Origin of the sequence: Streptococcus orisratti DSM 15617, from assembly GCF_000380105.1 — a bacterium.
GTDB classification, from domain to species: Bacteria; Bacillota; Bacilli; order Lactobacillales; family Streptococcaceae; genus Streptococcus; species Streptococcus orisratti.
The window spans coordinates 33,960-59,567 of record NZ_KB904448.1 but is presented as its reverse complement, the minus strand read 5'-3'; the positions used below and the strand labels follow the sequence as shown (position 1 = coordinate 59,567).

Sequence of the window (25,608 nt, the reverse complement as noted above, 5' to 3'; positions counted from 1 at the left end):
TATGGAAAAGATAGTAATGCCTAAAAATAGTGCACTTTTAAATGAAATTGAAGCAGTGCTGAAAATATACTATGAAGCAGACGGATGGTTACCCAATGAGGAGTACAAAATTCAATTAAAAGAACTAATTGGTGCTGATCAGTACTCTTCATCTTATACAAAGAAATCTCAAATAACTTCTTATTTTGGTTTTACGGAATGGCAAGATATAAATAATGCTCAGTCTCAAAGAAGAATTACAACAGCTGGAAAGAAGATGTACGAGGCTTTAATGGCATCCGATAAATCTGCGATGCAAGAAATCATTATGGATGCGTTGGAGAATATTAAATTTGGTAGAGATAATTTTGGAGTGCCATCAAGTAATTCTGACGTTGAACCACCCTCACTTTTTATTCGTGGAATCATTGATTTAGATTATCTAAGCTATAAAGAATTTGCTTATTTATTGAATTCTATGGTTGATCATGGTAAATCATACACAGAAAGCATATTAGAAGTGAGAGCCGCTAGGAATAAAGGAGGTGTAGTAGTTCCTGAAGAAGCACAGAAATATGTAGATTGTAAACCAATCATGATGTTGGAAAGATGGGGATTCCTAGAGATTTCAAAGAATTCAGAAGATAAAGGAATTGTAATAAATCCTTCAGTATTTGAAAAGTTTTCAGATCGATTGAAATCATTAAAAATTTATAACGTGGATAAATTTTTAGAAATAAATCAAGATGTGAGTAAATTAAGTAAGGAGAATATAATAAGAGGTGGAGAAAATATCCTCTTATATGGGGTTCCAGGATCTGGAAAAAGTTATAAAATTGCTACCGAATATTGTAATGATGAAAATAGAATGGAGCGATTAGTTTTTCATCCAGATTATATGAATACTGACTTTGTTGGTCAAATAATGCCTACTGTAAAAGATAATGGAGATATTACCTACCTATTTTCACCAGGGCCTTTTACAAGAATTGTGAAAAAAGCAATTGCTAATCCTAGTGAACACTATTATCTTGTAATTGAGGAGTTAAATCGAGGTAATGCTCCAGGAATATTTGGAGAAATCTTTCAATTATTGGATAGAAGTGTTAGTGGTGAGAGCGTGTACGGTATTAACAATTCAATACTTGCTACGGAAATTTATGGTGATAAGTCTCATCAAATTAAAATCCCTTCTAACTTATCGTTACTTGCAACAATGAATACCGCAGACCAAAATGTATTCACTCTTGATACAGCATTTCAACGTCGATGGACAATGGAAATGATTGAAAATGATGTTGATTTATCGAAATATGGGAATTATTTTATTGCAGATACACAATATTCTTGGAAAGTATTCAACAAAGTTATCAATAAAAAAATTCTTGAGACTAGTAGCCAGACTCTAACATCAGAAGATAAGCGAATGGGAGCATACTTTATTTCTGGCAATGTATTGAATATTGAACGGATACGCCAAGTACCAGCAGGTGATTCTGGTAAAGATTTCAATAAAAAGAATAAACGCTTTGCAGAAAAAGTTTTGAAATATCTTTGGGATGATGCCTTCAAGTTTAATCGTGAAGATATCTTTGATGTTGCTTTGTATCCAAGTTTAGAGGCAATTATTAAGCGATTCACGGATAATGATAATCCTGAAAATGGGCGTTTTGATGTTTTCGCAAAAGATATCAAAGAGGAGTTAGAAAATCTTAGGGAAGCAACTTTAATAGATAATAATATCGACACAGGAGAAGAAGATGCTGACAGTACCGAATAAATCCTTACTGGATATGTGTCGTGTTGCAACAAATATGGAAGGTGATACGTTTGTTGGTATTAAAGCTGAGATAATAGAAGGTGTACAAGAAGTTACTGTCAATTTTCCATTAGGTTTTGAGATTGCAAAAGATGCAGAAACAGCAAGAAGAGATATAATTGCCCTTGTTTCCGTCTTACAAGCTCATAATGATGAAGAGTCTCGCCTAAGAACTGTAGACGTGAATCAAGCTCTAAAAACGTTAAACTTTCCAATGGAGGCTTATACATTTGTTATACATGATTTTATTAATCGTGGTACATATTATAAGGAGACTGAAGAGTACTATATTCAAACTTTGGGAGGCCGCATTAACTGGTCGAGGACTATAAAACGTGTTCAACCAGTTGTTCAAGGAAATGGATTCAAATTTTTGAAAATGGAATCTAAAAAGCAAAGTGATACTGACATTACTCTTTTAACGGAAATAAACAAATTCTGTGTATATGAAGCGTTTCTAAATATGGGGTGGCTGTATCAGCTTCCTCTACCTGAAAAAGCTCGTATAAACTATAATAGATCTCAATTTGAGTCTATTATCAAAAAAAAGATGGCTACAACTTTTAATGATATGGAGAGAAGACTTTTCCAAAGTATGATTGACATACTTAATTATAAGGATAGGCAAGAGGAACCGGATAAGTTTTATTTTGGAACTAATAATTTCCAATTTATCTGGGAAAATCTAATAGATTATACATATGGAATTGCCAATAAAACTTCATATTTTCCTAGAACAAAATGGGATTTAGTTTTTGAGACAAAAACTTCAAAAGGGTATGCACTAGAACCGGATACTATTATGGTTTACAATGATAATGTTTTTGTATTAGATGCAAAATACTACAAGTTCGGTCAAACTAACTTAATGAAAGATTTGCCTCCGTCAACAAGTATTAATAAGCAAATTACATATGGTGAGTATGTGGCAAATCAAGATTCGCTAAAAGAAATACATGGACATAATTCAAAAGTATATAATGCATTCTTAATGCCATTTTCAAAGAGTCACGAAATTTTTCAAACAGACGGAATGTATCAATATATCGGAGAAGCTCTTGGTGAGTGGAAGGGTCAGGATAAAACTTATGAGCGTGTTCAAGGTATTTTAGTTGATGTAAAAACATTGGTACATAATTCTGCAAGAAATCGAACTCAGTATATTCAAGAATTATCCGATTTAATCTCCGAAAAGGTTGATGAAAAATTAGCAAATATGTAATAAGACTTTCAGTGATAATTTTCACTGAAAGTCTTTTTGTTTATTTCTATATCTTCTCTGAGAAGAAGCGTTCTTACAACTTTCAGAGCAATATTTTTTTATTGTATTTGACCTTTGAACATAAAATGGGGTGTTACATCCTACATTCTCGCAAATTTTGTACATAGCAATTTTAGGGTTTGAGTAAAATAAAGTGAAGTAAAATGCTGAAATTAAATCTGGTAAATTCCAATCAGGTAGTAGAGTATCTAAATTTATTTTAGGTTGCACTTTAGCTAATCCTCTATTAATTTCCAGTGCAAGTATTTCCTTTGACAAGATTAATAGTGCATTTTTCAATTCACTTGATTTCATAAAATTTGATAAGTCTTCATCTTCAAAATTTAAATTTGAATTTGAAATGTCGCAAATACCAACTTTACTGAAGAACAAATATATGAAGTCAATAATGTGTACTGTTATAGGTTCAAGATTTGCAGGCTTGTTTACATACAGATAAAAAATATCCTTTATAAAATCATCGTATTGGGAATTTTCAATTATGTCTTGATAAAGTGAAATATTTAAATCACATGTAAATCCATTTTCGGTAAATATATTCTCTACTTTTATGTACGTTGTTATTTTACCAGTTGAAGAGGTATGTCTGGATGTCATATCATTTAAGTTTTTTTCTGGTATTGAATTGCGAAGCCTATGAAATGGAAATAAAGAAGGGAATATGTATTTACTTTTTCCAAGATTTAGCTCTAATTGTGGCTTACCTATTAATAAGAATGTACTTAACAATAATTCTTTGTATTCAATAGATTTGGCGATATTGTTGAAAATCGATAAAAGAAGTTTAAGTCTGCTTTGAAATTCAAGAATGTAATTAAACTCAATGCTATCAAAATTTTCACTACTTTCCCAATCAAATAAAAATCCATATTTAGTTAAATAATCCATAAAGGTACTTTTGTTAATGGACAAGAACTCACCAAATGGATTATTTTTTTTTGTATCTACATTACTTGTAACAAGACCCGTTAAGCTATCAAAATTATATTTTGCATAATTAGGTTTAGGCAAATGTGAACAATATAATGTAAGAATCTCTTGACCAGAGTTCGGATCAAAAGTATCTGTTAATGAATAGTTTTCAATCTTATTTTCGAATGTAAATTTACTTTCCATATATAGCTTACTTTCAGGATTATTATAAAGTAATTTTAACCTAAAATAAATAAAAAAACAATAACGATATTATATAGTAATCGATTTAATCGTGAACTTCAATTACGGATTGTTTTCTATTACAATTTAACTATGAGATGAGATATCTCTAAACGATTATCATTACCAAAACTGAGTCGTGACGACGACCATAATTTCAGACGTTTTGGTATTGATTACTTTTTTCAGCTTGTGAAATTGGCTGACCGATAACATAGAGGAAAGTAACTATGCGGTCAAGAATATTTTTTGCATGCCTTGATTTGTCATGTGTACTTTCGGTATTAACTGGAAAGTCAATCAATCATGACAATCAACGTCAACTTTTTCAACTACTGCCAAGCTCAATCTTCATCAACTGGAGTACATCCAACTGAAAGTGAAGTACTAGCACCTATGTTTGTACAGGATTACTACATGACTTCACATCATTCAGGTTTGCTACGTGGCACGTTTCGTCAATGTCGTATCATGGGTATTTCAATACTAACTGCCTTTGTTCCAGTCGCAGAAGAGGACTATGAACAGATGGTCTGGTGGTATAACAACTCAGTTAATGATTATCTCAAAGATTTTCGTAAGCCAAGTAAAAATGCCCCTAAGATTTCATCATGGGAAGCATTCACAGAGAAACAAGATTTACCAGTAATTGATGATGGGATTGAGCTTTATCTATTCATGGATCAATTTGAGTTTTTGAAATCAAAACTTGCAGAATCAAACTTTCAAGCACCAGAAATTTTGGAAATGCTATTTGATGGTTATGAGAATAAGGAAATCTTTGAAAAACTAGGAGTTCAGAAATCTGCAGGCTATAAAAAAGTCAATAATACTAAGAAAGAAGGGTTTGAGCTTTACAAAGAATTAAATAAATAATAGAATCGCCATCTCAATTGTGAGGTGGCGATTTTTTGCTAATCTTTCTGATAGAATATGCATTCGTATCCATCGGCACGAAGGTTAATATCAGACATCCAGTCTGGTGCAATCCCCATTAATGATGCAATCTCATCAAGTTTTTGTTCCATTGGGCATTCGATTATTACTTCATCATGTACATGTCCTACAACTTTAAACTCTTTCAGTTGCTCCAAAGAGTAAGCAAGAATATCACGACTGATAGCCTGGACAATGTTCTCCACAAATTTGGGGCCGTAACTTTCGAGCCTCTCCCAACGTTTGGCAGTTCCAGTTCCTTCATAAGTGACAGACTCTCCACCGAATTGGTTCTCGTCAATTCTTGGTTTAATATATGATAATTTACGACCAGATGGGAGTGTAATGAATAGAATGCCGCTTCTTACATCAAATTGAATACCGTGAGTAGATGTTGGAATTTGTTCCTTTACAGCAGTCTTTACAGCATTATCGACATCCCACCATAAGAGAACGATATTGGGATTTGCTTGTCGCCATGAGTTAACAAGTGGTTGGAGTTCGTCCTCTGATAGTCCCATATCAAGTGCACCCATGGCTTTGAGTGCACCGACTGAACCACCATATCCGCAAGCAAGCTCCGCAATTTTCCCTTTTTGTCTCAATTTAGAATTTTGTCCATGTTTTTCAACTGGTACTCCAAACATCTGAGAAGCGGACATACAGTAGATGTCTTTTCCTAGATCAAATACCTTACTACGCCATCTCTCCCCTGCCAAGTGGGACAGGACACGAGCTTCGATTGCTGAAAAGTCGCAAACAATGAATTTCTTTCCTTTGCTAGGGACAAAGGCTGTTCGGATAAGTTGAGATAAGGTATCTTGTGTGTCGTAGAGTAGCTCAGTAGCTTCTAAGTCACCAGTTCTGAAAAGTTCTCTAGCTTCCTCTAGGTCAGGAAGGTGGTTCTGTGGTAAGTTCTGAAGTTGCACCAAGCGACCAGCCCATCGACCAGTTCGGTTTGCCCCATAGAATTGAAACATTCCTCTTGCTCGACCGTCCTTACAAACACAGTTCATCATGGCTTGATATTTGGAAACACTTGATTTGGCAGCTTGCTGCCGAAGTTTGAGGACTATTGCCGTTTTATCATCGACTGTTTTGAGGAGTTCTTTCACAGCTTTTTTGTCTAGCGAATCAGTATTTACTCCGTGATCTCGTAACCAGCCAATCATCTGCAGGACTGAGTTAGGATTTTCAAGACCTGTTAAAGCTTTTAGTTCCTCTTGGATTTTAACTTTGCTCTCTGAATCAATTTTTATAGCAGCTATTACAAAGTCCAAATCAATTCCAATTCCACGGTCGTTGATAATCTGATCCTGGAGGTACTCATCCCAAACAAAATCAGGAACTGGGAAGTTTTTCAGTCGTTCCTTGATGGCCAATTCGACCTCAACATCACGTCTGTTGTAATCGATAAAGGTAGCCCACTTGTCAGGCGCGTGATGAGGAAAGTTGCGAACTCGCCCTCCATTGACCTTAGTAGGCTTACAAGGTACGCAGAAGTAGCGAATGAGGTCAGCACCCTCTCTCATCTTTTGGTCTTTGAGTTTGAGAACTGTTCCAACTCCTTCAAGGGAGAGTGGGAGTCCTAAATAGGCGGACCAAATCATGCTACATCTCCATGAAACTGGAGATAAAAATTCATCTGATAACAATTTGGGTTGATATTTCTTGAGCCAGTTTGATAGACAAATTCGTTCAAATGAAGCGTTGAATGCCCATTTGATGACTCTATCGTCTACTAAAGCTTCAAGAATATCTTGTGGTAACTTCTCCTTAGTTAAGTCGTAAACAGTTACTGGTCCATTATCGACAGATACCGCAAATAAAAGGATTTCAAAACTGTTATCCTCCGCATAGCGATAGACACCAGATTTTCGTAAGTCAATTTCACAATAAGTTTCGATGTCAATGCTGAGTTCTCTAATTGGCATAGTACGTCCTTTCTGAAAAAGGTGACAGAAGTACTGCCACCTAAAGTTCTATTTGTTTTTTCGACTGAGTGGTGTTTGGCTAAGTTTTTCTTTATTTTGCTTTGCCTTTCGTTCCATTTCATTTCGAATATCATCTCTAATGGTCATATACCCGAAGTATAGTCCGATAAGCACCCAGAGGCCCATAATAGTACAAGTTAAAATAGTATACATCATCAATCTAATTCTCCATTTCTAGTTCAAAAAGTCATCATCGTCTTCTGTCGCAAAATCATCCTCAGCACGAGTGCGTCCTCCGAGGGGTTCCCCATCACGCAATTTTTGCAAGTTATTCAAACCGCAAGCAATCCCTTTATTGCCATTGGAATTAAATGCGTAGAAGGTGATAGAAGCACGTCCGTAGATGCCTGAATACAATTCTGATGTATCAATGATTTCTTGACGATTGCCGTCAACCACCCCAGGTTTGTGTGGAGAGTTGGCATTCACAAAGTAAGCATTTTTGTATGCTTCATCATCAGGGCGTTCAAGGTCACCATCACGAAGCGGTGTTTTCAGAGTAGATAATGCGGGTACAGATTTACCGTTGCCCTTGAGTTTTGACTCACCTTCTTTGTATGCTTGCTCAATAGCAGCCTTGATTTTGTTAATGGTGACAGTATCCTCTTTTGGGATGATGAGTGAGGCACTGTACTTGGGAATACTACCGTTAATCGATTTTGGCTCATTGGCATTTAAGTAGCTGAAGCGAGTGTTTGGTCCTGTAATTACTTTAGTTGTCATATAGTTAATCCTCTTTAAATTCATTTTTTGCTAGGTTCATCTCTTGACGGGTATCGTCAATTGGAACGAGTGTTGGTTTACCACTTGGTTTTATTATGAGACCACCAAGGAGATCATTAAAGGTTTTCTTGCCAAGTAACTTAGTCATGGCTGTAATGGTTAGTAGTTTCTTCTCATAAGGGTCATAGCCAGCTTCAATCACAGCTTGGCTAACAGCTGACTCATCTGAGAATTTACGAACAGAGCGACCTTCAACCAGTTTATATCCTGGGATAGGATGTCCATCTGTTGCTTGATTTAATGCATAAGCTTTGATGTCGTTTGCCCATGAAATCAACAAATCTAGTTTAGGCAAAATCTCTGCAATGTCCTCGTTATCAAGGGTATCTGGATTCGCAAACTCCATCTTGGCAAGAGCCAAATTATCCTCCGCACGCTTTCGACAGATATTCTTTAGTTTACAGAACTGGCAGTGTTTACCAGACTGCATCTCCCCTTCACCTTTGAATGCAAGTTCAGCTTTTGGAGCGAGTTCATTTTCAGCCCATTCAAGCAACTCTGTCTTTTCTATCTCAAAGGTAGATATGTTATGTTTTCGTGGTTGAAAGATAGTCATGGTGACTTTATCAAAATCATAAAGTCCATCAAACATCTCAAGAGCTCCTAAAGCGTAGCACATCATCTGAGAGTTGTGGTCTGCATCAACTAGAACACCAAGCCCGTGCTTGTAGTCAATTACCTGAAGAAGTCCATCCGCCACGATGATGCAATCCCCAGTTCCAAATCCTTCAGGTACCCACTTAGAAAAGTCCAGTCGTTGTTCGATAAGAACTGTAGGGTCACGAGAGTAGCCTCTGGCTTTCTCGACTTGTTCCATGACGTAGTTGCGGTATTCTTCAGCGCAATCCTGCATTTCATGATTGTAAAATGCTAAATCCTTAGTCGGATCACGCGCATTCCTACCTAAAGCTTTCTCGACTAGATAAGCACACAACTCGTGGGCATCCGTCCCTTCAAGAGCGAAATCAGAAGTTGTGTCTGGTAAATCTTCGGTGAGACGAACAGATGGTGGGCAGTTCAACCATCGGTGTGAAGCAGATGCGGATAGAATGGCATGGTTAGTCATTACCAATCCCTCCAGCTTCTTCAAGGACTGCCGCAAAGTGTTTAGGGTCAAGAGCTGATAGAGAAGAAGCACCGTAAGTATTTAGAAGAGCGCGAACCTCATTTTTAAACCCGTCTTTAGCTTTGGTCGCAAGGGCTGCACGGACATCCTCCAATTGAATTTCCTTTTGTGGTTCAGATTTGGGTGATATTGGTTCAGGAACTGTTTCATCATCAGTAGATAGGAGTTTTTTGAACTCATCCACCAATCGAAGGTAGTACTTTGCGGTTTCTTCCATATCATGAATTAGTCTATTCAGTTCTTTCATTTTGCTCATTACTTTCTTCCTCCATAATTTTTTTAGCGAGTAGTTTTGAGATGACGCTGATAGCTATGAGAGTATCAGCTACGTCTTCATCAGGTTTGATGTATGGTTCGTTTACCATATTTGGTCCTCCTATCTTACTAAGTAAGGTTTTTATTAAATTTTCCACTTTGCAAGAGATTTTTTTAGACATACCTCTTACACATTACTAAGTAGAACCAAGTGATGTTTTTCCGTTAGATTTGAAAAAATTTTTGAATATCAAAAAAGTTTCCTGTGCAATTTAATAGGAAACTTCTATTTTTTTGAATGTTTTTTTCTGAAAGAGCGGAAAAATTTGTCAGATTCTTACTTAGTAAGTTAAGAAGATATATTTCTAAAATTACTGCAAAAATATGGAGGGTGCATAATGCAATTTACCTTATCTCATTCAGGACAGAATGGGGTTCAGACAACCACGGTCTATCCCAATCAAGTTACTATTACTGATGAAATATCGCTACAAACTGTTGCGCAATTTGACCATGTGGCAGGGCTGTTTTTAAACAATACACGCTCAAATGCAAATTTCATTAAGTCGGACGTTTTGGTCATGGATATTGATAATGACCATTCTGAAAATCCAGATGAATGGATGACGGTCGAGCGATTAAAAGAAATCTTTGCGGATTACAATTTTGCCTTGGTAACTAGTCGAAGTCATATGCAGGCAAAGGCAGGAAAAGCTCCAAGACCAAAATATCATATTTACTTCCAAATCAATGAGGTAACTGATAAAGATGTCTACGTAGCTATGAAGGAAGAACTTTGTAATCAATACAAGTTTTTTGATGATAATGCCAAGGATGCGGCACGTTTCTTCTTTGGAAATCCAAATGCACAGGTTATATGGCATGATTCATGGCTAATTATTGATGAAGATTTGTTTCAAGCTGTATCTATTGATGACGAGGAAGATTTCGATGCAGACTTCTATACGCCACCAAATGGTCCAATCCAGCAAGGCAGTCGTAACTCTACCATGTCAGTCTTTGCAGCAAAAATTCTAAAACGTTTAGGAGTAACGCAAGAATCAAGAGATAGCTTTGATGAACAGGCTCAGAAATGTGTACCGCCACTTGATAAAGCAGAGTTAGATACCATCTGGGGTAGTGCTGTGCGATTCTACAATAGAACTATAAAAACATCTAAAGGCTACGTGGCTCCCGATGCTTTCAATAGAGAAACATTAAAACCAGATGATTACTCAGATGTAGGCGAGGCTGGTGTGCTTGCTAGAGAATATGCTAATAAGCTGGCCTACACCAACGCAACTGACTATCTTTACTATGACGGAACTCACTGGCGTGAGAATAAGCAGTTGGCACTAGGTGCAGTTGTACACTTTACTGATGAGCAACTTGCTGAAGCGAATGCACTCTTGGAATCTGCAGATAAGCAACTTCAGTCTTCAGGTATTGATGAATTAACCATAAAGGCTGGAGGAAAGCGTCTAGAAAATGCAGTCGAAACTCCACTTCAATTGAAATATTTAAAAGCTTATCTTGCAGCTAAAGAGTTTCATAAATTTGTTATGAAACATCGTGACTATAAGAATTTGATGGCTGTCTATAATACAGCCAAGCCGATGCTTTCAGTTGAATTGTCAGAATTAGATAGTGATAACTTATTACTCAATACCCCAGAGGCTACCTATGATTTACGAAAAGGAATAAATGGGCAACAAGAACACAATCCTGAAGATTATATAACTAAAATAACCGCAGTCTCCCCTAGTGATCAGGGAATGGGATTATGGCAGGAAACTTTAGCTACCTTTTTCTGTAATGACCAAGAATTAATTGATTATGTTCAAGAAATTATTGGTATGGCAGCTATCGGTAAGGTCTATCAGGAACACATGATTATTGCCTATGGAGGCGGAGCGAACGGCAAGTCTACTTTTTGGAACACCATCGCTCGAGTACTTGGAAGCTACTCTGGGAAACTATCAGCTGATGCCTTAACTATGTCAAACAAGCGAAATGTCAGTCCTGAGCTTGCTGAGCTTAAAGGTAAACGTCTGGTCATTGCTTCTGAGATGGCTGAGGGTATGCGGCTCAATACAGCCGTTGTTAAGCAGATAACCTCAACAGATGAAATCCAAGCTGAGAAAAAGTACAAGGACCCTTTTCACTTCGTGCCATCACATACGCTAGTTCTTTACACTAACCATCTGCCTAAAGTAGGAGCGAACGATGATGGAACGTGGCGACGTTTGCTTGTTATCCCATTTAATGCCAAAATCACTGGTCGCTCTGACATCAAAAACTTTGCGGACCATTTGTATGACAATGCAGCACCAGCCATCATGTCTTGGATTATCGAAGGTGCAGAAAAAGCCATCAAAGCGAACTTCAAAACAAATGTACCAGCTGCCGTATCAGCTTCCGTCAAAGCCTATCGTGAAGCAAATGATTGGTTAGGACACTTCCTTGGTGACTGTTGTCAAGTTGGCGACCAGTTGTCAGAAAAATCAGGAGAACTATACAGTCAGTATCGTGCTTATTGCGCCAAAAACATGGAGTATACACGCAGTACAACCGATTTTTATTCTGCACTTGAGCAGGCAGGGTTTAAACGAAAACGGACAAGTAAAGGTAACTTCATTCTTGGTTTGAAATTGGTAGAGGATGGCTATGATTTCTTAGATTAATGACCGACATTTTTTACGGTCTACCTCCACACCAGAGGTCGATAGAGATTGGAAACGTGTCGGTCGTTGCCCCTTTGTCAAAAACTAATAAATTCTAATTACTAGAACAAATTAGTTAAACGACCAACATGAGTGACATTTTTTGATTTTATGTAGGTCTATTATGGTCTTTTCTAAAACTATCCTATAAGCAAAAATTACTATAAAAAAGCCTATAAGAGGAGTTTTGGAAATGACTGCACTAGACCTACACACTTCAATTTGATGAAAGGATTTAGAACGATGAGAGAAAAGTACGTTGAGCAAGCCTTGGTGAAGTCTGTGAAAGCTAGAGGAGGCATTTGTCTTAAATGGGTATCGCCATCTTTTTCTGGTGTACCAGATCGTTTGGTGTTTTTACCTAAGGGTAAGTTTGGCTTGGTGGAAGTGAAGGCTCCTGACCAAAAGCCAAGGGAGTTACAAGTGTCAAGGCATAAACTGTTCGCACGGTTAGGTTTCAAGGTTTATGTGATTGACCGCATTGAGATGATTGGAGAAGTGCTAGATGAAATTGACATTACATAACTATCAGGTAGTCGCCAAGGACTTCATCATAGGTCACCCTTATGCAGCAGTCATATTAGACATGGGGATGGGGAAGACGGCTACAACCTTGTCTGCAGTGAATGAATTGATGTTTGACAGATTTGAAGTCACAAAGGTTTTGGTTATTGCCCCACTTCGAGTCGCAAATACTGTCTGGAGTGATGAGATTGAGCAATGGTCTGAGTTGCGTCACTTACGGTATTCGAAAATAGTTGGTACTCCCAAGCAACGAAAGGAAGCTCTTCAGAAAGATGCGGATATCTATATCGTCAATCGTGAAAACCTCCCTTGGTTGGTAGAACAATGTAGTCCCTATTTCAAGTGGGATATGGTAGTAATTGATGAATTGAGTTCTTTCAAGTCATGGCAATCCAAGCGTTTCAAAGCCTTCATGGCTATGCGACCTTACATGAAGCGAGTGGTTGGACTAACAGGAACACCGAGTTCTAATGGACTGATGGACTTGTTCGCAGAGTTTAAAGTCATTGATGGTGGGGAACGTCTTGGTCGATTCATTGGTGAGTTTCGTAGTCGCTACTTTGAAGAAGGTCGTCGCAATGGCAATATTGTCTATGAATACATCCCCATGGACTATGCGGAGTGTCAAATTCAAGACAAGATTAGTGATATAACCATTTCCATGAAAGCATTAGACTATCTGGAGATGCCTGAATTGATTTCAACCAAGAAACTGATGCGTATGACAGAAAAGGAAAAAGAAAAATACATTCAGTTTAAGAAAGAGTATGTATTGTCAGAGTTAGATGGACTAGAAGTAACTGCTTCCAATGCTGCAAGCCTTACGAACAAGTTAGTTCAGTTGTCCAATGGAGCCGTATATTCTGATGATCATACGGTTGTGGCATTACATGAACAGAAACTAGATGCCCTTGAAGATATCCTCGAATCCGCGAATGGAGAACCTGTCTTAGTTGCCTATTGGTTCAAACATGACTTGGCTCGGATTATGGGTCGTTTAGAAAAACTCAAGGTAAAGAGTCGGGTGTTGAAAACAGAAGAAGATATTCGTGAATGGAATAAGGGTAATGTTCCAGTTGGCTTACTTCATCCAGCTGGAGCAGGTCATGGGTTGAACCTCCAAAAAGGTGGTCACAACTTGGTCTGGTTTGGATTAACGTGGTCTTTGGAACTATACCAACAAACCAATGCACGACTTTGGCGTCAAGGTCAGGAGGCTGAGACAGTTGTTATCCAACACATTGTGACTGAAGGAACGATTGATGAGGAAATCCTTAAGGCATTAGAAAACAAAGATGCACAACAAGAACGGCTGATTGCAGCTGTTAAAGCACAAGTAGGAGGGGCAGATGGATAAGGCAGAGCACATACTGACGAATTACAATGAACTCAAAAGTGACTTGGAGATGTTAAAGTATCGTTTGGAACATTTCAAACCAGTGACAGAAAATGAGGTTATTGGTTCACTCGTTTTTGAAAAATCTGATGAACCTAGAGTTAAAAGTACACCTACCAATCGACGGTCAGAGATGATTGCACTGAATTTTCGTGAGAAGATGATTCAGGAAAATGAGGAACAATTGGCGGATTTATCGCAACGATATATCCGATTGGCTAATGACCTTGATAATTTTGAGATGGCTTTAAAATTTCTAAAGGGAGATTTGTATGATTTTGCGCAATCCATGCTTAAGACAGATAGTAATTGGGATAGTTTGATGAGAGAGTTTCATATTAGTCGAAGTACTGTTAGAAATTGGCGTCGTAAGGTCTTAGACCATGTTAGGGAAGTGAATATGAAGATGGGATTTTCTTTGGAAAAGTAACCTCTCCCTGACCTACCCTTGACCTACCAGTAACCTACCCCTGCACTAAGTGTGACCTAACATTGACCTCACTTTGTCAAAATTTGTGGTAGAATTGTAAGTGTCAAAAAAGATAAAAAATACCCAGTAATGACTGGATATATCTCCTTTTTAGAGTTAATATGTACACAACAAAAGAAGAGGAGAACAATACCATGACAAAGCGTCAACAAGAAAAACTCAATGCCATTTTAACAGAGATTGCTAAAGAAGAACTTCAAGTTGAAACTTTGGAAAAACGTTGGAGCGACAACCTCGATTTCTACGATGTTTCGGTTTGGGGAATCAAAAGAGCATTGGAGAGAGCCTACGAAGCAGGTCGTCAATCAGTAAAATAAACCAAAGCCTAGCCCAAGGGTTGGGCTTTTTTTCGTGGAGGAATTATGATTATTTCTAGTGAACAAGTGTCGGTTGGACACCCAGATAAAATCTGTGATCAGATTTCAGATGCCATTTTGACGGAGTGTCTAAAGTATGACAAATCAAGTCGAGTGGCAGTTGAGACCTTAATCAAAGATAACCAGGTTATAGTAGCTGGTGAAATTTCGACAAGACATTACATTAATCTCGAGAACATTGTTCGTCAGGTTGTCGAGCCACTTGGTTTGAAGAACGTCCAAGTAACAAATTTACTTGGGCTCCAAAGCTCAGATATTGCACAAGGAGTAGATAATGGTGGTGCTGGTGACCAAGGAATGATGTTTGGTTATGCGACAGACGAAACTCCTGAGTACCTACCACTTCCTTATGTTCTAGCAACCCGAGTCCTTGAGAAACTGATGTCGCTTGGTAACCCCTTACTTGGAAAGGATGCCAAAGCTCAGGTTTCCTACGACTATGAGAAGAATCGGATTGATACCTTTTTGGTTTCTATCCAACATACAGCATCGGCTGACTTGGATAAAGTGAAACGAATTGTGACAGAGGCAATGATGTCAGTTGCCCTTCGTTACCGTCAGAATCTAGATTTCAAAGTTCTAGTCAATCCAACTGGACGTTTTGTTCTTGGTGGCTCATTTGCGGATGCAGGAGTTACTGGTCGAAAAATTGTGGCAGATACCTATGGTGGTTTCGCACATCATGGTGGCGGTGCTTTCTCTGGAAAAGATCCAAGCAAGGTGGACCGCTCAGCTACATACATGGCACGAAAGATTGCTAAGGATATTGTTCGAGAAGGGTATGCGAAACGATGTGAAGTACAATTAGCCTATGCCATTGGAGTAGCCAAACCTGTTTCGGTGTATGTAGATACCTTTGGTACCAGTCGCTACACCGCAAAACAACTGGAAGGAATGATTCGTGAGCGTTATGATTTAACACCACGAGGTATCATTAAGGAACTTAATCTCTTGAATGTAGACTACACCGAGACAACTTGCTTTGGGCATTTCACAAAAGCCTATCTTCCTTGGGAGAAATAGTGATATAATTGAGAGTAAAGGAGTATTCATATGTCCAATCCTCAAGTATCATATATAACCGTATCACTTTTTAGTTTCATGTTGCCGATGATTTCAATTGACGTTAACGTAGAAGAAAAATTGGTAAGGATCCAAAAATTTCCTGAGACAGAAGCAGAGATAAAAACAATCTCCAATCTCCGATTATTTTTCTTCTTAAATCAATTAAAACGTGTGAAACTGTCTGAATGGAAGGAATATTATTCAAATGAGATGGAGATTTTAGATGGTACTCAGTGGAATGTATCATTTGTCATGAATGGAAGAACCTACAATTGCTCGGGCGATAATAATTTTCCAAGAGAATGGACGTTATTTTGTAGGGCAATAAATAGATTAGTAAAGTACAATTACCTTGAATAATTGTGCTTTTTCTTTGGAGGGAAAATGCCAAGAAGACCAAGCACACCTTGTAAACAAAATGGTTGTCCTAACCTAGTACCTTATGGACAGAAGTATTGTGAGAACCATAAAGCAAACTACCAACTGGATACCAAGTCAACCAGAGCCAAAGGATACAATGCCCAGTGGAATAAAGCACGACTTCGTTACTTAAAAGTTCATCCACTCTGTGTTCAATGTAAAGTCAAAGGTCGATTGACCAAGGCAATAGTGGTTGACCATATCACACCCCACAGAGGTGACCAAGAACTCTTTTGGAATCAAACCAACTGGCAAGCACTTTGTAAGTCTTGTCATGACAGGAAGACCAAGACGACTGACCGATATGTGGAGTATACGTATCGATTTTAGTCTTGGAGTTTCGTTACAAAAGTATCCAATTTTTAACCATATGGGGGAGGGGGGATGAAATCTCTAAACCCTTGGGAGACTAAGACCGACGCCCCCTCAAACGTGCAATTTCGCAAAATTCGCAAGCGGGTACATTTAAATCGCTCAATTATTACGTTCGTTCCCACCGTTATCACGTTTCTAATGTGGGGATGTAGCGTTCCCTAGTATGTCATTTTGGTAATAAAATAGTGAAAAAGGCTAGAAACAATGTAGAAAATAGTTGTTTTTAGTCCTTTTTTGCTGGAAAGGAAAACAAATGGACGAAAGTCAACGCAAACAAATCTGGAAAATGCGAGCAGAAGGTCTTGGCTATGGCTTAATCGGTAAGGCTACAGGACTATCTAGAGATTCTGTTAAAAAATACTGTAAACGAAATCCAGCATTGCTTGGTCATGGAGCGGCGACAAAGCAGATGGCAAAAGCCGACCAGAATGACGGACTCCGTTGCCCCCAGTGTTATCAAGCACTGAAAATTCATAAAATAGGAAGACCAAAGAAGTTCTGTTCGGATAAGTGTCGTAAGGTTTGGTGGACAACACATTCTAACGAACACGATAAATCAAAAACCGCATATGAAGATTTGACTTGCCAGCAATGTGGCAGGTCATTTTTATCTTATGCCAATCCAAATAGAAAATTTTGTAGCCATTCGTGTTACATCCAATCACGCTTTTATAAAGGAGAAACCAATGACAAGTCAACCAACAATGGAAATTAGAGAGATTCGATTATCTGAACTACACCCAGCCTCCTACAATCCTCGAAAAAAACTCAAAAAGGGTGACAAGGAGTATGAAAAGATTAAGCAAAGCCTACTCAAGTTTGGTTACGTTGACCCCATCATCGTCAATAAAGACTTGACGGTAATTGGTGGCCATCAACGATTAACTGTATTGAAGGACTTAGACTATGAAACTGCCAAATGTGTCATTGTCAATTTATCCAAGGAAGATGAAAAGGCACTGAACATTGCCCTTAACAAAATCACAGGTCAATGGGATGACCAGCTTTTGGCGGACTTGCTTTTGGATTTACAGGAATCGGATTTCAATCTCGACCTGACTGGTTTTGAACCACCAGAAATTGATGACATCCTATCAAATGTCCATGATAAAGACCTATCAGATGATGACTTTGATGTAGAAGAGGAATTAAATAAACCCACCTTTTCAAAACGAGGGGACATTTGGCAACTTGGTAAACATCGAGTGATTTGTGGAGACTCTACAAAAGCCAAAACATATGGCCAACTGTTAGGTGATAAAAAGGCAAATTTGGTTGTGACAGATCCTCCCTATAATGTTGACGTGGAAGAAACAGCTGGAAAGATTCTCAATGATAATATGCCAGATAGTGAATTTTACCAGTTTCTTTTTGACATGTTCACTCAGGTAGAAAAACATATAGAATCTGATGCCTCTATCTATGTATTCCATGCGGATACAGAAGGATTGAACTTCCGTAAGGCATTTAAGGATGCTGGTTTTTATCTCAGTGGGTGCTGCATTTGGAAGAAGAACTCATTAGTGCTTGGACGTAGTCCCTACCAGTGGCAACATGAACCATGTCTCTTTGGCTGGAAACAAAAGGGAAAACATCAATGGTTCAGTGACCGTAAACAAACAACCATTTGGGAATATGACCGTCCAATATCTAGTAAAGACCACCCAACAATGAAACCAATTCCGCTCATGGCCTATCCTATTCAAAACTCATCCATGCGTGGGACAATTGTTCTTGATCCATTCCTTGGTTCTGGTTCGACCCTAATGGCCGCAGACCAAACTGGAAGGGTTTGTTACGGCATTGAGTTGGATGTGAAGTTTGTGGATGTCATTGTCAAACGTTATATAGAGTCAACAGGAAATCATAACGTGACGGTGTTGCGTGATGGACAGACTTTGACCTTTGATGAAGCCTATTCAATGATGGAGGGGACGGTATGAGCCTAACCTTTCTTGATTTCTTTGCAGGAGTGGGTGGTTTTCGTCGTGGTTTGGAATTAGCTGGTTTCAAATGTATCGGTTACTGTGAAAAGGATAAATTTGCAAGAAAATCTTATGAAGCAATGTACGACACGAAAGGAGAATGGTTTCATGACGACATCACAAGCATTGACCCAACACAACTTCCAAAAGCAGATCTCTGGTGTGCGGGAAGCCCTTGTCAAAATGTGTCTATCGCAGGAAAGCGAGCAGGCCTATACGGTGAACGAAGTGGACTCTTTTTTACATTTGTTGACATCATCCAAAGCCAAGAGGAAGAAGATAAACCCGAGTGGATACTCCTTGAAAATGTTAAGGGACTTTTATCAAGTGGCGGGGGACGAGATTATCTCGACTATCTCTCTATCCTGGATGAAGCAGGGTACGACCTTGAGTGGCAAGTGTTCAATTCAAAAGACTACGGAGTTCCCCAAAATCGAGAACGCATCTACACTATCGGACATCTTAGAAGTAGAGGTCGACGAAAAGTACTACCTATCAGCGGAGAAAGCGGTAGCCATCTTAAGCAACTTGTAGGTGGTATGCAAAGCTATCGTGTCTACGACCCTAGTGGAATTGCCACAACCCTTGTTGGTGCGGGTGGTGGACTGGGAGCTAAGACTGGTCTTTATTTGATTGACCAATCTTTGACAGAACCAAAGTTGACAGATGAGGCACGTTGTATCACTGCACGATATACTGCTGGAGCTACAAAGCGGACGGCTATGAATTCTGGAGTACTCGAAATTCAACCTATTCTGACACCCAATCGAATCAATAAGCGTCAAAATGGACGTAGGCTCAAGGAACAGGATGAGCCAATGTTCACATTGACCTCTCAAGACCGCCATGGCGTTCTTGAAGGTATCAAGGTCAGAAATGGTACAAAGCAAGGTTATCAAGTTGCTGAGGTAGGAGATTCCGTGGATATATCCTATCCCAACTCTCCAACTAGACGAGCAAGAGTTGGGAAAGGAATCGCCCATAACCTATCATGCGGTGGTCAAATGGGTGCTGTGGTTTGGAATGATCGAGTTGTAAAAATCAGACGATTAACCCCTCGAGAATGTTTTCGACTACAAGGATTTTCGGATGATTTGTTCGAGAAAGCCCAAGCAGTAAACTCCGATGCCCAACTGTATAAACAAGCTGGAAATGGAGTGACGGTAACAGTTGTCTATGCCATTGGATGTGCCATTCTAGCAAGTGAAAAATAGTCGAAAATACCTTCAAAATAATCTATAAATGACTGGATATAAGTCTCCTTTAGAGTTAATATGTACACAACAAAAGAAGAGGAGAACAAAACCATGACAACAACACTTGAAAAACTCTATGAAACCTACCCAACAACTGCAAGTATCATTCCTTACAAGGAATGGGTTATCGTTGCATCCAAAGGAAACAAAGAAACAGTAGTTGAGATTTACGAAATCGTTGATAGCCTTGAAGAATTTGAATTATTTGAATGCCGACTTAACCGCATATACAAGGAATCAATAATTGTTACGGATCTTGGTCACGCTGTCAAGTGGGCATTCGATATGTTTGGAGAATAACATGGACTCAAAAATTTTCAATAACCTAAAGACAATCTATCCGGTTGGTACAAAGGTTAGATTAGTAAAAATGGATGATCCACATCCAGTTCCTAAAGGAACAATTGGTACAGTTATTGGAGTGGATGACATTGGTTCACTCTTAGTTAAGTGGGAAAATGGCAGTTGCCTGAATGTTTTATATGGAATAGATATCGTGGAAAAGGTAAAGTAAGATGTGGGAAATAATGACTCGAACGGTTGGTGATAGGCATTACGTTTGTGAATTTCTCCGTGAAGATACAACAGACCCGAGAAATATAGACGGTGCTTGGATTAGAATTCTGACAATAAAACGTGATGGTGAATATATCTACCAATATAGATATGGGAACGAAATAGATAACATGGACGATATTGACAGAACTGTCTGTCAGGCTGTTCTTGATAACTTTAATGAACTTTAAGAATGAACTCGAATTGAGTTCTTTTTTCTTACTCTAAAGGAGGTGAGATTGTGGCAATCAGGGGGCGAAAACCAAAGCCTACGAATATGAAAATACTTGAGGGAAATCCTGGTAAGCGACCACTTCCTACGAATGAAGTCAAACCCAAACAAAAAGCCCCACGTTGCCCACAGTGGCTTGAAGATGATGCAAAGAAGGAGTGGAAACGGATGGGAAAAATTCTCGAACAAATGGGAATTTTAACCGAAATGGACATGACTGCATTTGCAGGATATTGTCAAGCTTACGCACGCTGGAAAGAGGCGGAAGAGTTTCTTACCAAGCATGGCTCCATTATCAAAACCCCGAATGGCTATCTCCAACAAGTCCCTCAAGTCTCTATCAGCCAGACTAATCTCAAAATCATGCTTAAATTCTGTGAACAGTTTGGTTTAACACCATCAGCACGTAACCGTTTAGCGACGATGGATTCGGAAGTTGGTACTGGTGATGAAATGGAAGATTTGTTAGGAGGAATTTTATGAGCTATCATTATGAACCAAGTCCATTCATGCTTCCAACCTCACACTATGATAAGGTAAAGGCTGATAGGGCAGTAACATTTATCAATAACCTCTCCCATACCAAAGGCAAGTGGGCAGGAAAGCGATTTGATTTGTTGCCGTGGCAGGAACAGATTGTCCGTGACCTATTTGGAATTGTCAAGGAGGATGGTAACCGTCAGTTCTTAACAGCCTATATAGAAATTCCAAAGAAGAATGGTAAGTCTGAGCTAGCAGCGGCTATCGCTCTTTATCTACTATATGCGGATAATGAAGCCAGTGCGGAAGTTTATGGTGCGGCTTGTGACCGAAACCAAGCATCAATCGTATTTGATGTGGCCAAACAGATGGTGCAGATGAGTCGCCCCTTGGAAAAGCGTTCTAAGATAATGGGTGCTACCAAGCGTATTGTCAATTATTCTAATGCTGGGTTTTACCAAGTTCTTTCTGCAGAGACTGGGACAAAGCATGGACTAAACGTATCTGGCTTGGTCTTTGATGAAATCCACGCTCAGCCTAATCGCCATTTGTATGATGTATTGACCAAAGGGTCAGGAGATGCAAGGGAACAACCCCTCTTTTTTATTATCACGACAGCTGGAACAGATAGGAACTCCATCTGTTATGAATTGCATACTAAAGCATTGGATATTTTGAATGGTAGAAAGAAGGACACTTCATTCTATCCAGTGGTTTATGGATTATCCGATGAAGATGATTGGAATGATGAAGCGAACTGGAGAAGAGTCAACCCTTCACTAGGGCATACTATTGGGATTGACCGTGTTAGAGAAGCCTACGAACAGGCACTTGATAACCCAGCTGAAGAGAATGTCTTTAAGCAGCTCCGTCTAAATATGTGGACAAGTTCAAGTGTTGCTTGGATTCCAGAACATGTTTATGCGAAAGGCAATGCCCCAATTGACTATGTAGCTCTTAAAGGTCGTGATTGTTACGCAGGGCTTGACTTATCGAGCACATCTGACATTACAGCCTTAGTCTTAGTCTTTCCGCCACGGAATAGTGAGGAGAACTACATTATCTTACCTTTCTTTTGGTTACCAGAAGATACCTTGGAACTCAGATGTCGTCGTGACCATGTTCTGTATGATGTTTGGGAGCGTCAGGGCTATATCAAAACTACAGAGGGTAATGTTGTTCACTATGGTTTTATCGAAAAATTTATTGAAGACTTATCGGAAATCTATCATATCAAGGAAATAGCCTATGACCGTTGAATGCGACACAGATGGTTCAGAATCTAGAAGAGATGGGTTTGACCTTGGTGCCTTTCGGTCAAGGTTATAAAGACATGAGTCCACCGTCTAAGGAACTCTACAAACTTATGATGGAAGGTAAGATTCAACATGGTGGCCATCCAGTTCTGAAATGGATGGGACAAAACGTAGTCATGAGGCAAGACCCAGCTGGCAATATCAAGCCTGATAAGGAAAAGTCAGTTGAGAAAATTGACGGTATCGTAGCACTCATTATGGGACTGGACCGTTGTATTCGTCATCAAACCGATGAAGGAAGTGTGTATGATGAACGTGGTATATTAAGCTTTTAGGATGAAAACTACCTAAATAGGTTGAATATATCCTAAAAAGTGGTAGAATAGAGAAAAGGAGGATATTACCATGCAAATCAATATTGAAAACTTAGTCTCTATTTCTGAAGCAAATCAAAACTTTTCTAAGGTAGCTCGTATGGTCGATACGAATGGTACTGCAGTAATATTGAAAAATAACACACCAAAGTATGTATTAGTGGACTATCAGAGTCTAATTAAAGAGGAACAGGCAACCCCTACGGTTGTTGAACAATCAACTTTGGATGAAGTTGCGACTTCGGTTTTATCACGCCATCTTGATGCATTTAAGGAATTGGCAAAATGAAAGTATTAACTGTTGAACAGGTTATTGAATTACACACTAGGTTAATTCAAGCTACTGGGGGTTTAGATGGTGTTAGGGATGTTGGTTTAATAGAATCTTCACTATCTTCAGCTTTTAGTACTTATTTTGGTGTTGAGAAGTATCCAAGTATTGAAGAAAAGGCTGCTAGACTTTGTTATTCGCTAGTTAATAATCATGCCTTCCTTGATGGGAACAAGCGAATTGGAGTTTTTGTCATGATTATTTTCCTAGAATTAAATGGCATTATATTAAATCAGACTGATGATGAAGTAGTGAAGCTAGGACTTGGAGTAGCTTCATCAGAATTAGATTATGATGCAATTTTAGAATACATTCGGAATCATTAAAACTTTTCTTATTGAGGATATAACTTCAAGAAAGTGATAGAACATGGTATCTTCTTGAAGAAGGAGAGATGAAAACCATCTAAGAATAATCGAAAAGCACTTCAATTGAGGTGCTTTTTTCGTACTCAAAAGGGGGAACTATGGGACTACTAGATTTTCTGGGACGTAAGCGTGCTAGAGATAAACCACGAAATAGTTATGAAGGTCAGGACTTCTCATATCTGTTTGGACGAACGACCAGTGGGGAGAACGTAGATGAGTTTAAAGCTATGCAGACGACAGCTGTGTATGCTTGTGTCCGTATCTTAGCTGAAGCAGTTGCTTCATTACCCATTCATGTATATGAGAGAATGGCAACTGGAAAGGAGAAGAAGGTGGAACATCCCCTTTATTTTCTCTTACATGATGAACCTAACCCTGAGATGTCATCCTTTGTTTTTAGAGAAACCTTGATGACCCATCTACTGATATGGGGCAATGCCTATGTCCAGATTATCCGAGATAGGAGTGGACAGGTTATCAGTCTTTACCCACTTTTACCAGATAAGATGTCTGTTCATCGTGATGATAGTGGAAAGCTCTATTACAAATACAAGCGTCAGTCAGAAGAAAATCCTAACTTTAAGGAAAAGGGTAATGCTATCTTGAGAGCAGAAGATGTTCTTCATGTACCTGGTCTGGGTTTTGATGGCTTGATAGGTTATTCTCCAATTGCTCTTGCTAAAAATGCTATCGGTATGACCTTGGCAACGGAAAACTATGGGGCATCATTCTTTAAAAATGGTGCAAATCCTGGTGGCGTTTTGGAACACCCAGGCATTCTCAAAGATCCCAAACGAGTGAGAGATTCATGGAATGCAGTCTACAATGGGGTAACAAATGCCCATAAAGTGGCAGTGCTAGAGGAAGGGATGAAATACACTCAAGTAGGTATTCCTCCAGAAGAAGCCCAGTTTCTCCAAACTAGAAAATTCCAAATCAATGAAATTGCAAGGCTCTACCGCATTCCACCTCATATGGTTGGCGACTTGGAGAAATCCTCATTTTCAAACATTGAGCAACAATCTCTAGAATTTGTTAAATATACCTTAGACCCTTGGGTAGTTCGTCTCGAACAGGCTTTCAAGAGGTCTCTTTTTTTACCTGAGGAAAAGAAAACCTACTTTGTGAAGTTCAATGTAGATGGTCTTCTTCGTGGCGATTATCAGAGTCGGATGAACGGCTATGCGATTGGTAGACAAAATGGCTGGCTGTCGACGAATGATATTCGTGAACTTGAGGACTTGAATCTCCTTTCAGATGAGGAAGGAGGCAATCTCTACTTGATAAATGGAAACATGACGAAACTGAAGGATGCGGGTGGCTTTATGAAACAAGGACCAGTAGAACAAGAAACTCAATCTGAGGAGGATATAGATGCATAAGTTTTGGAATTTTACAGAAGATGATAGTGGTCGAACACTTCGTATTGAAGGACAGATTGCTGAAGAGACGTGGTTTGGCGATGAAGTCACGCCACAAGTATTTAAAAATGATTTACATGCAGGAAACGGAGACATCACCCTCTGGATTAATAGTCCGGGGGGTGATGTTTTTGCGGCTGCACAAATCTATAACATGCTGATGGATTACAAAGGTGATGTCCATGTAGTGATTGATGGATTAGCCGCAAGTGCTGCTAGTGTCATTGCCATGGCAGGTACAACGGTTTCTATGAGTCCAGTTGCCATGATGATGATTCACAACCCTTGGACTGTGGCACAAGGTGAAGCCAAGGACATGCAGAAGGTTATTGAAATGTTGGGAGAAATTAAGGAATCCATCATCAATGCCTATGAACTAAGAACAGGACTTTCAAGAACCAAACTCTCGCACCTCATGGACTCAGAGTCTTGGTTCAATGCCAAAAAGGCTGTTGAACTAGGCTTTGCGGACAAGATTCTCTTTGACAAACAAGATAAACAAGGAATGGATACTGAGAGTTATTCTTTCAGTCGAAAAGCTGTCCAACAAGATTTACTTGTAAAAATGCAGGCGAAACTTGAAGTCCAACAACCAAAGAAAACAATCCCTATCAATCAGTTGGAAAAACGATTGAATTTGCTCAATTAAC

Annotated in this window: 29 protein-coding genes and 1 pseudogene; 23 read left to right on the top strand and 7 right to left on the bottom strand. The window is 38.9% G+C overall.

Annotation, left to right across the window (positions count from 1 at the left end):
- Position 1: 1 nt before the first annotated feature.
- Both A3I7_RS0100335 and A3I7_RS0100330 read left to right on the top strand, forming a co-directional pair.
- Positions 2 to 1,759 carry an McrB family protein gene (locus tag A3I7_RS0100335; protein WP_026217054.1) on the top strand — a complete coding sequence of 586 codons (1,758 nt, stop codon included), beginning with the start codon at positions 2 to 4 and terminating at the stop codon, positions 1,757 to 1,759.
- A complete protein-coding gene (locus A3I7_RS0100330) occupies positions 1,740 to 3,020 on the top strand; it encodes an LlaJI family restriction endonuclease (protein WP_015057758.1) in 1,281 nt (426 codons plus the stop codon). Before A3I7_RS0100335 ends, A3I7_RS0100330 begins: the two co-directional genes overlap by 20 nt.
- 21 nt (positions 3,021 to 3,041) lie before the next feature.
- Here the strand turns inward: A3I7_RS0100330 and A3I7_RS0100325 are convergent, their stop codons facing one another.
- Positions 3,042 to 4,196 (bottom strand): hypothetical protein, encoded by a 1,155-nt coding sequence (locus tag A3I7_RS0100325; protein WP_018374795.1) that lies wholly within the window; start codon positions 4,194 to 4,196, stop codon positions 3,042 to 3,044.
- A gap of 345 nt (positions 4,197 to 4,541) precedes the next feature.
- Here A3I7_RS0100325 and A3I7_RS0100320 point away from each other — a divergent pair, with 345 nt between their 5' ends.
- Positions 4,542 to 5,111 (top strand): hypothetical protein, encoded by a 570-nt coding sequence (locus A3I7_RS0100320; RefSeq protein ID WP_018374794.1) that lies wholly within the window; start codon positions 4,542 to 4,544, stop codon positions 5,109 to 5,111.
- Positions 5,112 to 5,149: 38 nt separating this feature from the next.
- Here the strand turns inward: A3I7_RS0100320 and A3I7_RS0100315 are convergent, their stop codons facing one another.
- Genes A3I7_RS0100315 through A3I7_RS14695 form a run of 6 tightly spaced genes read right to left on the bottom strand, consistent with a single transcriptional unit; the run spans position 5,150 to position 9,439 of the window.
- Complete coding sequence (locus A3I7_RS0100315; protein WP_018374793.1) at positions 5,150 to 7,105, bottom strand: DNA polymerase; 1,956 nt, start codon at positions 7,103 to 7,105, stop codon at positions 5,150 to 5,152.
- 48 nt (positions 7,106 to 7,153) lie between these two features.
- Positions 7,154 to 7,321 carry a hypothetical protein gene (locus A3I7_RS14270; protein WP_018374792.1) on the bottom strand — a complete coding sequence of 56 codons (168 nt, stop codon included), beginning with the start codon at positions 7,319 to 7,321 and terminating at the stop codon, positions 7,154 to 7,156.
- Between the two features lie 18 nt (positions 7,322 to 7,339).
- Complete coding sequence (locus tag A3I7_RS0100305; protein WP_018374791.1) at positions 7,340 to 7,888, bottom strand: DUF2815 family protein; 549 nt, start codon at positions 7,886 to 7,888, stop codon at positions 7,340 to 7,342.
- A 4-nt stretch (positions 7,889 to 7,892) separates the two neighbouring features.
- Positions 7,893 to 9,014, bottom strand: coding sequence for a DUF2800 domain-containing protein (locus tag A3I7_RS0100300; protein ID WP_018374790.1), 1,122 nt, complete (start codon positions 9,012 to 9,014; stop codon positions 7,893 to 7,895).
- Positions 9,007 to 9,330 (bottom strand): hypothetical protein, encoded by a 324-nt coding sequence (locus A3I7_RS0100295; protein ID WP_018374789.1) that lies wholly within the window; start codon positions 9,328 to 9,330, stop codon positions 9,007 to 9,009. Before A3I7_RS0100295 ends, A3I7_RS0100300 begins: the two co-directional genes overlap by 8 nt.
- Positions 9,305 to 9,439 carry a hypothetical protein gene (locus A3I7_RS14695; RefSeq protein WP_018374788.1) on the bottom strand — a complete coding sequence of 45 codons (135 nt, stop codon included), beginning with the start codon at positions 9,437 to 9,439 and terminating at the stop codon, positions 9,305 to 9,307. Before A3I7_RS14695 ends, A3I7_RS0100295 begins: the two co-directional genes overlap by 26 nt.
- Positions 9,440 to 9,727: 288 nt before the next feature.
- Between A3I7_RS14695 and A3I7_RS0100285 the strand changes: the two genes are divergently transcribed.
- The 20 genes and pseudogenes from A3I7_RS0100285 (at position 9,728) to A3I7_RS0100190 (ending at position 25,607) form a co-directional block, all read left to right on the top strand.
- A complete protein-coding gene (locus A3I7_RS0100285) occupies positions 9,728 to 12,013 on the top strand; it encodes a phage/plasmid primase, P4 family (RefSeq protein WP_018374787.1) in 2,286 nt (761 codons plus the stop codon).
- Between the two features lie 282 nt (positions 12,014 to 12,295).
- The gene (locus A3I7_RS0100280) at positions 12,296 to 12,577 is read left to right on the top strand and encodes a VRR-NUC domain-containing protein (protein WP_026217053.1); all 282 of its coding nucleotides are present in this window, start codon (positions 12,296 to 12,298) and stop codon (positions 12,575 to 12,577) included.
- Positions 12,558 to 13,934: an SNF2-related protein gene (locus A3I7_RS0100275; RefSeq protein ID WP_018374785.1), complete on the top strand. Its 1,377-nt coding sequence runs from the start codon at positions 12,558 to 12,560 to the stop codon at positions 13,932 to 13,934. The genes A3I7_RS0100280 and A3I7_RS0100275 overlap by 20 nt, the downstream gene beginning before the upstream one ends.
- Positions 13,927 to 14,403: a hypothetical protein gene (locus A3I7_RS0100270; RefSeq protein ID WP_018374784.1), complete on the top strand. Its 477-nt coding sequence runs from the start codon at positions 13,927 to 13,929 to the stop codon at positions 14,401 to 14,403. Before A3I7_RS0100275 ends, A3I7_RS0100270 begins: the two co-directional genes overlap by 8 nt.
- A gap of 194 nt (positions 14,404 to 14,597) precedes the next feature.
- Positions 14,598 to 14,780 carry a DUF6900 domain-containing protein gene (locus tag A3I7_RS0100265; protein WP_018374783.1) on the top strand — a complete coding sequence of 61 codons (183 nt, stop codon included), beginning with the start codon at positions 14,598 to 14,600 and terminating at the stop codon, positions 14,778 to 14,780.
- 45 nt (positions 14,781 to 14,825) lie between these two features.
- Positions 14,826 to 15,863: a methionine adenosyltransferase gene (gene metK / locus A3I7_RS0100260; protein WP_018374782.1), complete on the top strand. Its 1,038-nt coding sequence runs from the start codon at positions 14,826 to 14,828 to the stop codon at positions 15,861 to 15,863.
- Between the two features lie 30 nt (positions 15,864 to 15,893).
- Complete coding sequence (locus A3I7_RS0100255; protein WP_018374781.1) at positions 15,894 to 16,265, top strand: hypothetical protein; 372 nt, start codon at positions 15,894 to 15,896, stop codon at positions 16,263 to 16,265.
- 24 nt (positions 16,266 to 16,289) lie between these two features.
- Positions 16,290 to 16,655: an HNH endonuclease signature motif containing protein gene (locus tag A3I7_RS0100250; RefSeq protein ID WP_018374780.1), complete on the top strand. Its 366-nt coding sequence runs from the start codon at positions 16,290 to 16,292 to the stop codon at positions 16,653 to 16,655.
- Between the two features lie 298 nt (positions 16,656 to 16,953).
- The gene (locus A3I7_RS0100245) at positions 16,954 to 17,415 is read left to right on the top strand and encodes a hypothetical protein (RefSeq protein WP_018374779.1); all 462 of its coding nucleotides are present in this window, start codon (positions 16,954 to 16,956) and stop codon (positions 17,413 to 17,415) included.
- Positions 17,387 to 18,643 (top strand): site-specific DNA-methyltransferase, encoded by a 1,257-nt coding sequence (locus A3I7_RS0100240; RefSeq protein ID WP_018374778.1) that lies wholly within the window; start codon positions 17,387 to 17,389, stop codon positions 18,641 to 18,643. The genes A3I7_RS0100245 and A3I7_RS0100240 overlap by 29 nt, the downstream gene beginning before the upstream one ends.
- Complete coding sequence (locus A3I7_RS0100235; RefSeq protein WP_018374777.1) at positions 18,640 to 19,899, top strand: DNA cytosine methyltransferase; 1,260 nt, start codon at positions 18,640 to 18,642, stop codon at positions 19,897 to 19,899. The genes A3I7_RS0100240 and A3I7_RS0100235 overlap by 4 nt, the downstream gene beginning before the upstream one ends.
- Positions 19,900 to 19,992: 93 nt before the next feature.
- Entirely contained in the window at positions 19,993 to 20,241 is a 249-nt protein-coding gene (locus A3I7_RS0100230) for an Nmad4 family putative nucleotide modification protein (RefSeq protein WP_018374776.1), read from the top strand.
- A 1-nt stretch (position 20,242) separates the two neighbouring features.
- The gene (locus A3I7_RS0100225; RefSeq protein ID WP_018374775.1) at positions 20,243 to 20,455 is read left to right on the top strand and encodes a DUF4314 domain-containing protein; all 213 of its coding nucleotides are present in this window, start codon (positions 20,243 to 20,245) and stop codon (positions 20,453 to 20,455) included.
- A gap of 13 nt (positions 20,456 to 20,468) precedes the next feature.
- Entirely contained in the window at positions 20,469 to 20,687 is a 219-nt protein-coding gene (locus tag A3I7_RS0100220; RefSeq protein ID WP_228381536.1) for a hypothetical protein, read from the top strand.
- Positions 20,688 to 20,737: 50 nt separating this feature from the next.
- Positions 20,738 to 21,211, top strand: a complete 474-nt coding sequence (locus tag A3I7_RS0100215; protein WP_018374773.1) for a phage terminase small subunit P27 family — start codon at positions 20,738 to 20,740, stop codon at positions 21,209 to 21,211.
- Positions 21,208 to 22,799 (top strand): annotated as a pseudogene (locus tag A3I7_RS12995) (terminase large subunit). Before A3I7_RS0100215 ends, A3I7_RS12995 begins: the two are co-directional and overlap by 4 nt.
- A gap of 70 nt (positions 22,800 to 22,869) precedes the next feature.
- On the top strand, positions 22,870 to 23,127 hold the full coding sequence (locus A3I7_RS0100205; RefSeq protein WP_018374772.1) for a type II toxin-antitoxin system Phd/YefM family antitoxin: 258 nt from the start codon (positions 22,870 to 22,872) through the stop codon (positions 23,125 to 23,127).
- On the top strand, positions 23,124 to 23,495 hold the full coding sequence (locus tag A3I7_RS0100200) for a type II toxin-antitoxin system death-on-curing family toxin (protein WP_018374771.1): 372 nt from the start codon (positions 23,124 to 23,126) through the stop codon (positions 23,493 to 23,495). Before A3I7_RS0100205 ends, A3I7_RS0100200 begins: the two co-directional genes overlap by 4 nt.
- A gap of 140 nt (positions 23,496 to 23,635) precedes the next feature.
- Complete coding sequence (locus A3I7_RS0100195; RefSeq protein ID WP_018374770.1) at positions 23,636 to 24,919, top strand: phage portal protein; 1,284 nt, start codon at positions 23,636 to 23,638, stop codon at positions 24,917 to 24,919.
- Positions 24,912 to 25,607: a head maturation protease, ClpP-related gene (locus A3I7_RS0100190; protein WP_018374769.1), complete on the top strand. Its 696-nt coding sequence runs from the start codon at positions 24,912 to 24,914 to the stop codon at positions 25,605 to 25,607. The genes A3I7_RS0100195 and A3I7_RS0100190 overlap by 8 nt, the downstream gene beginning before the upstream one ends.
- Position 25,608 lies beyond the last annotated feature (1 nt).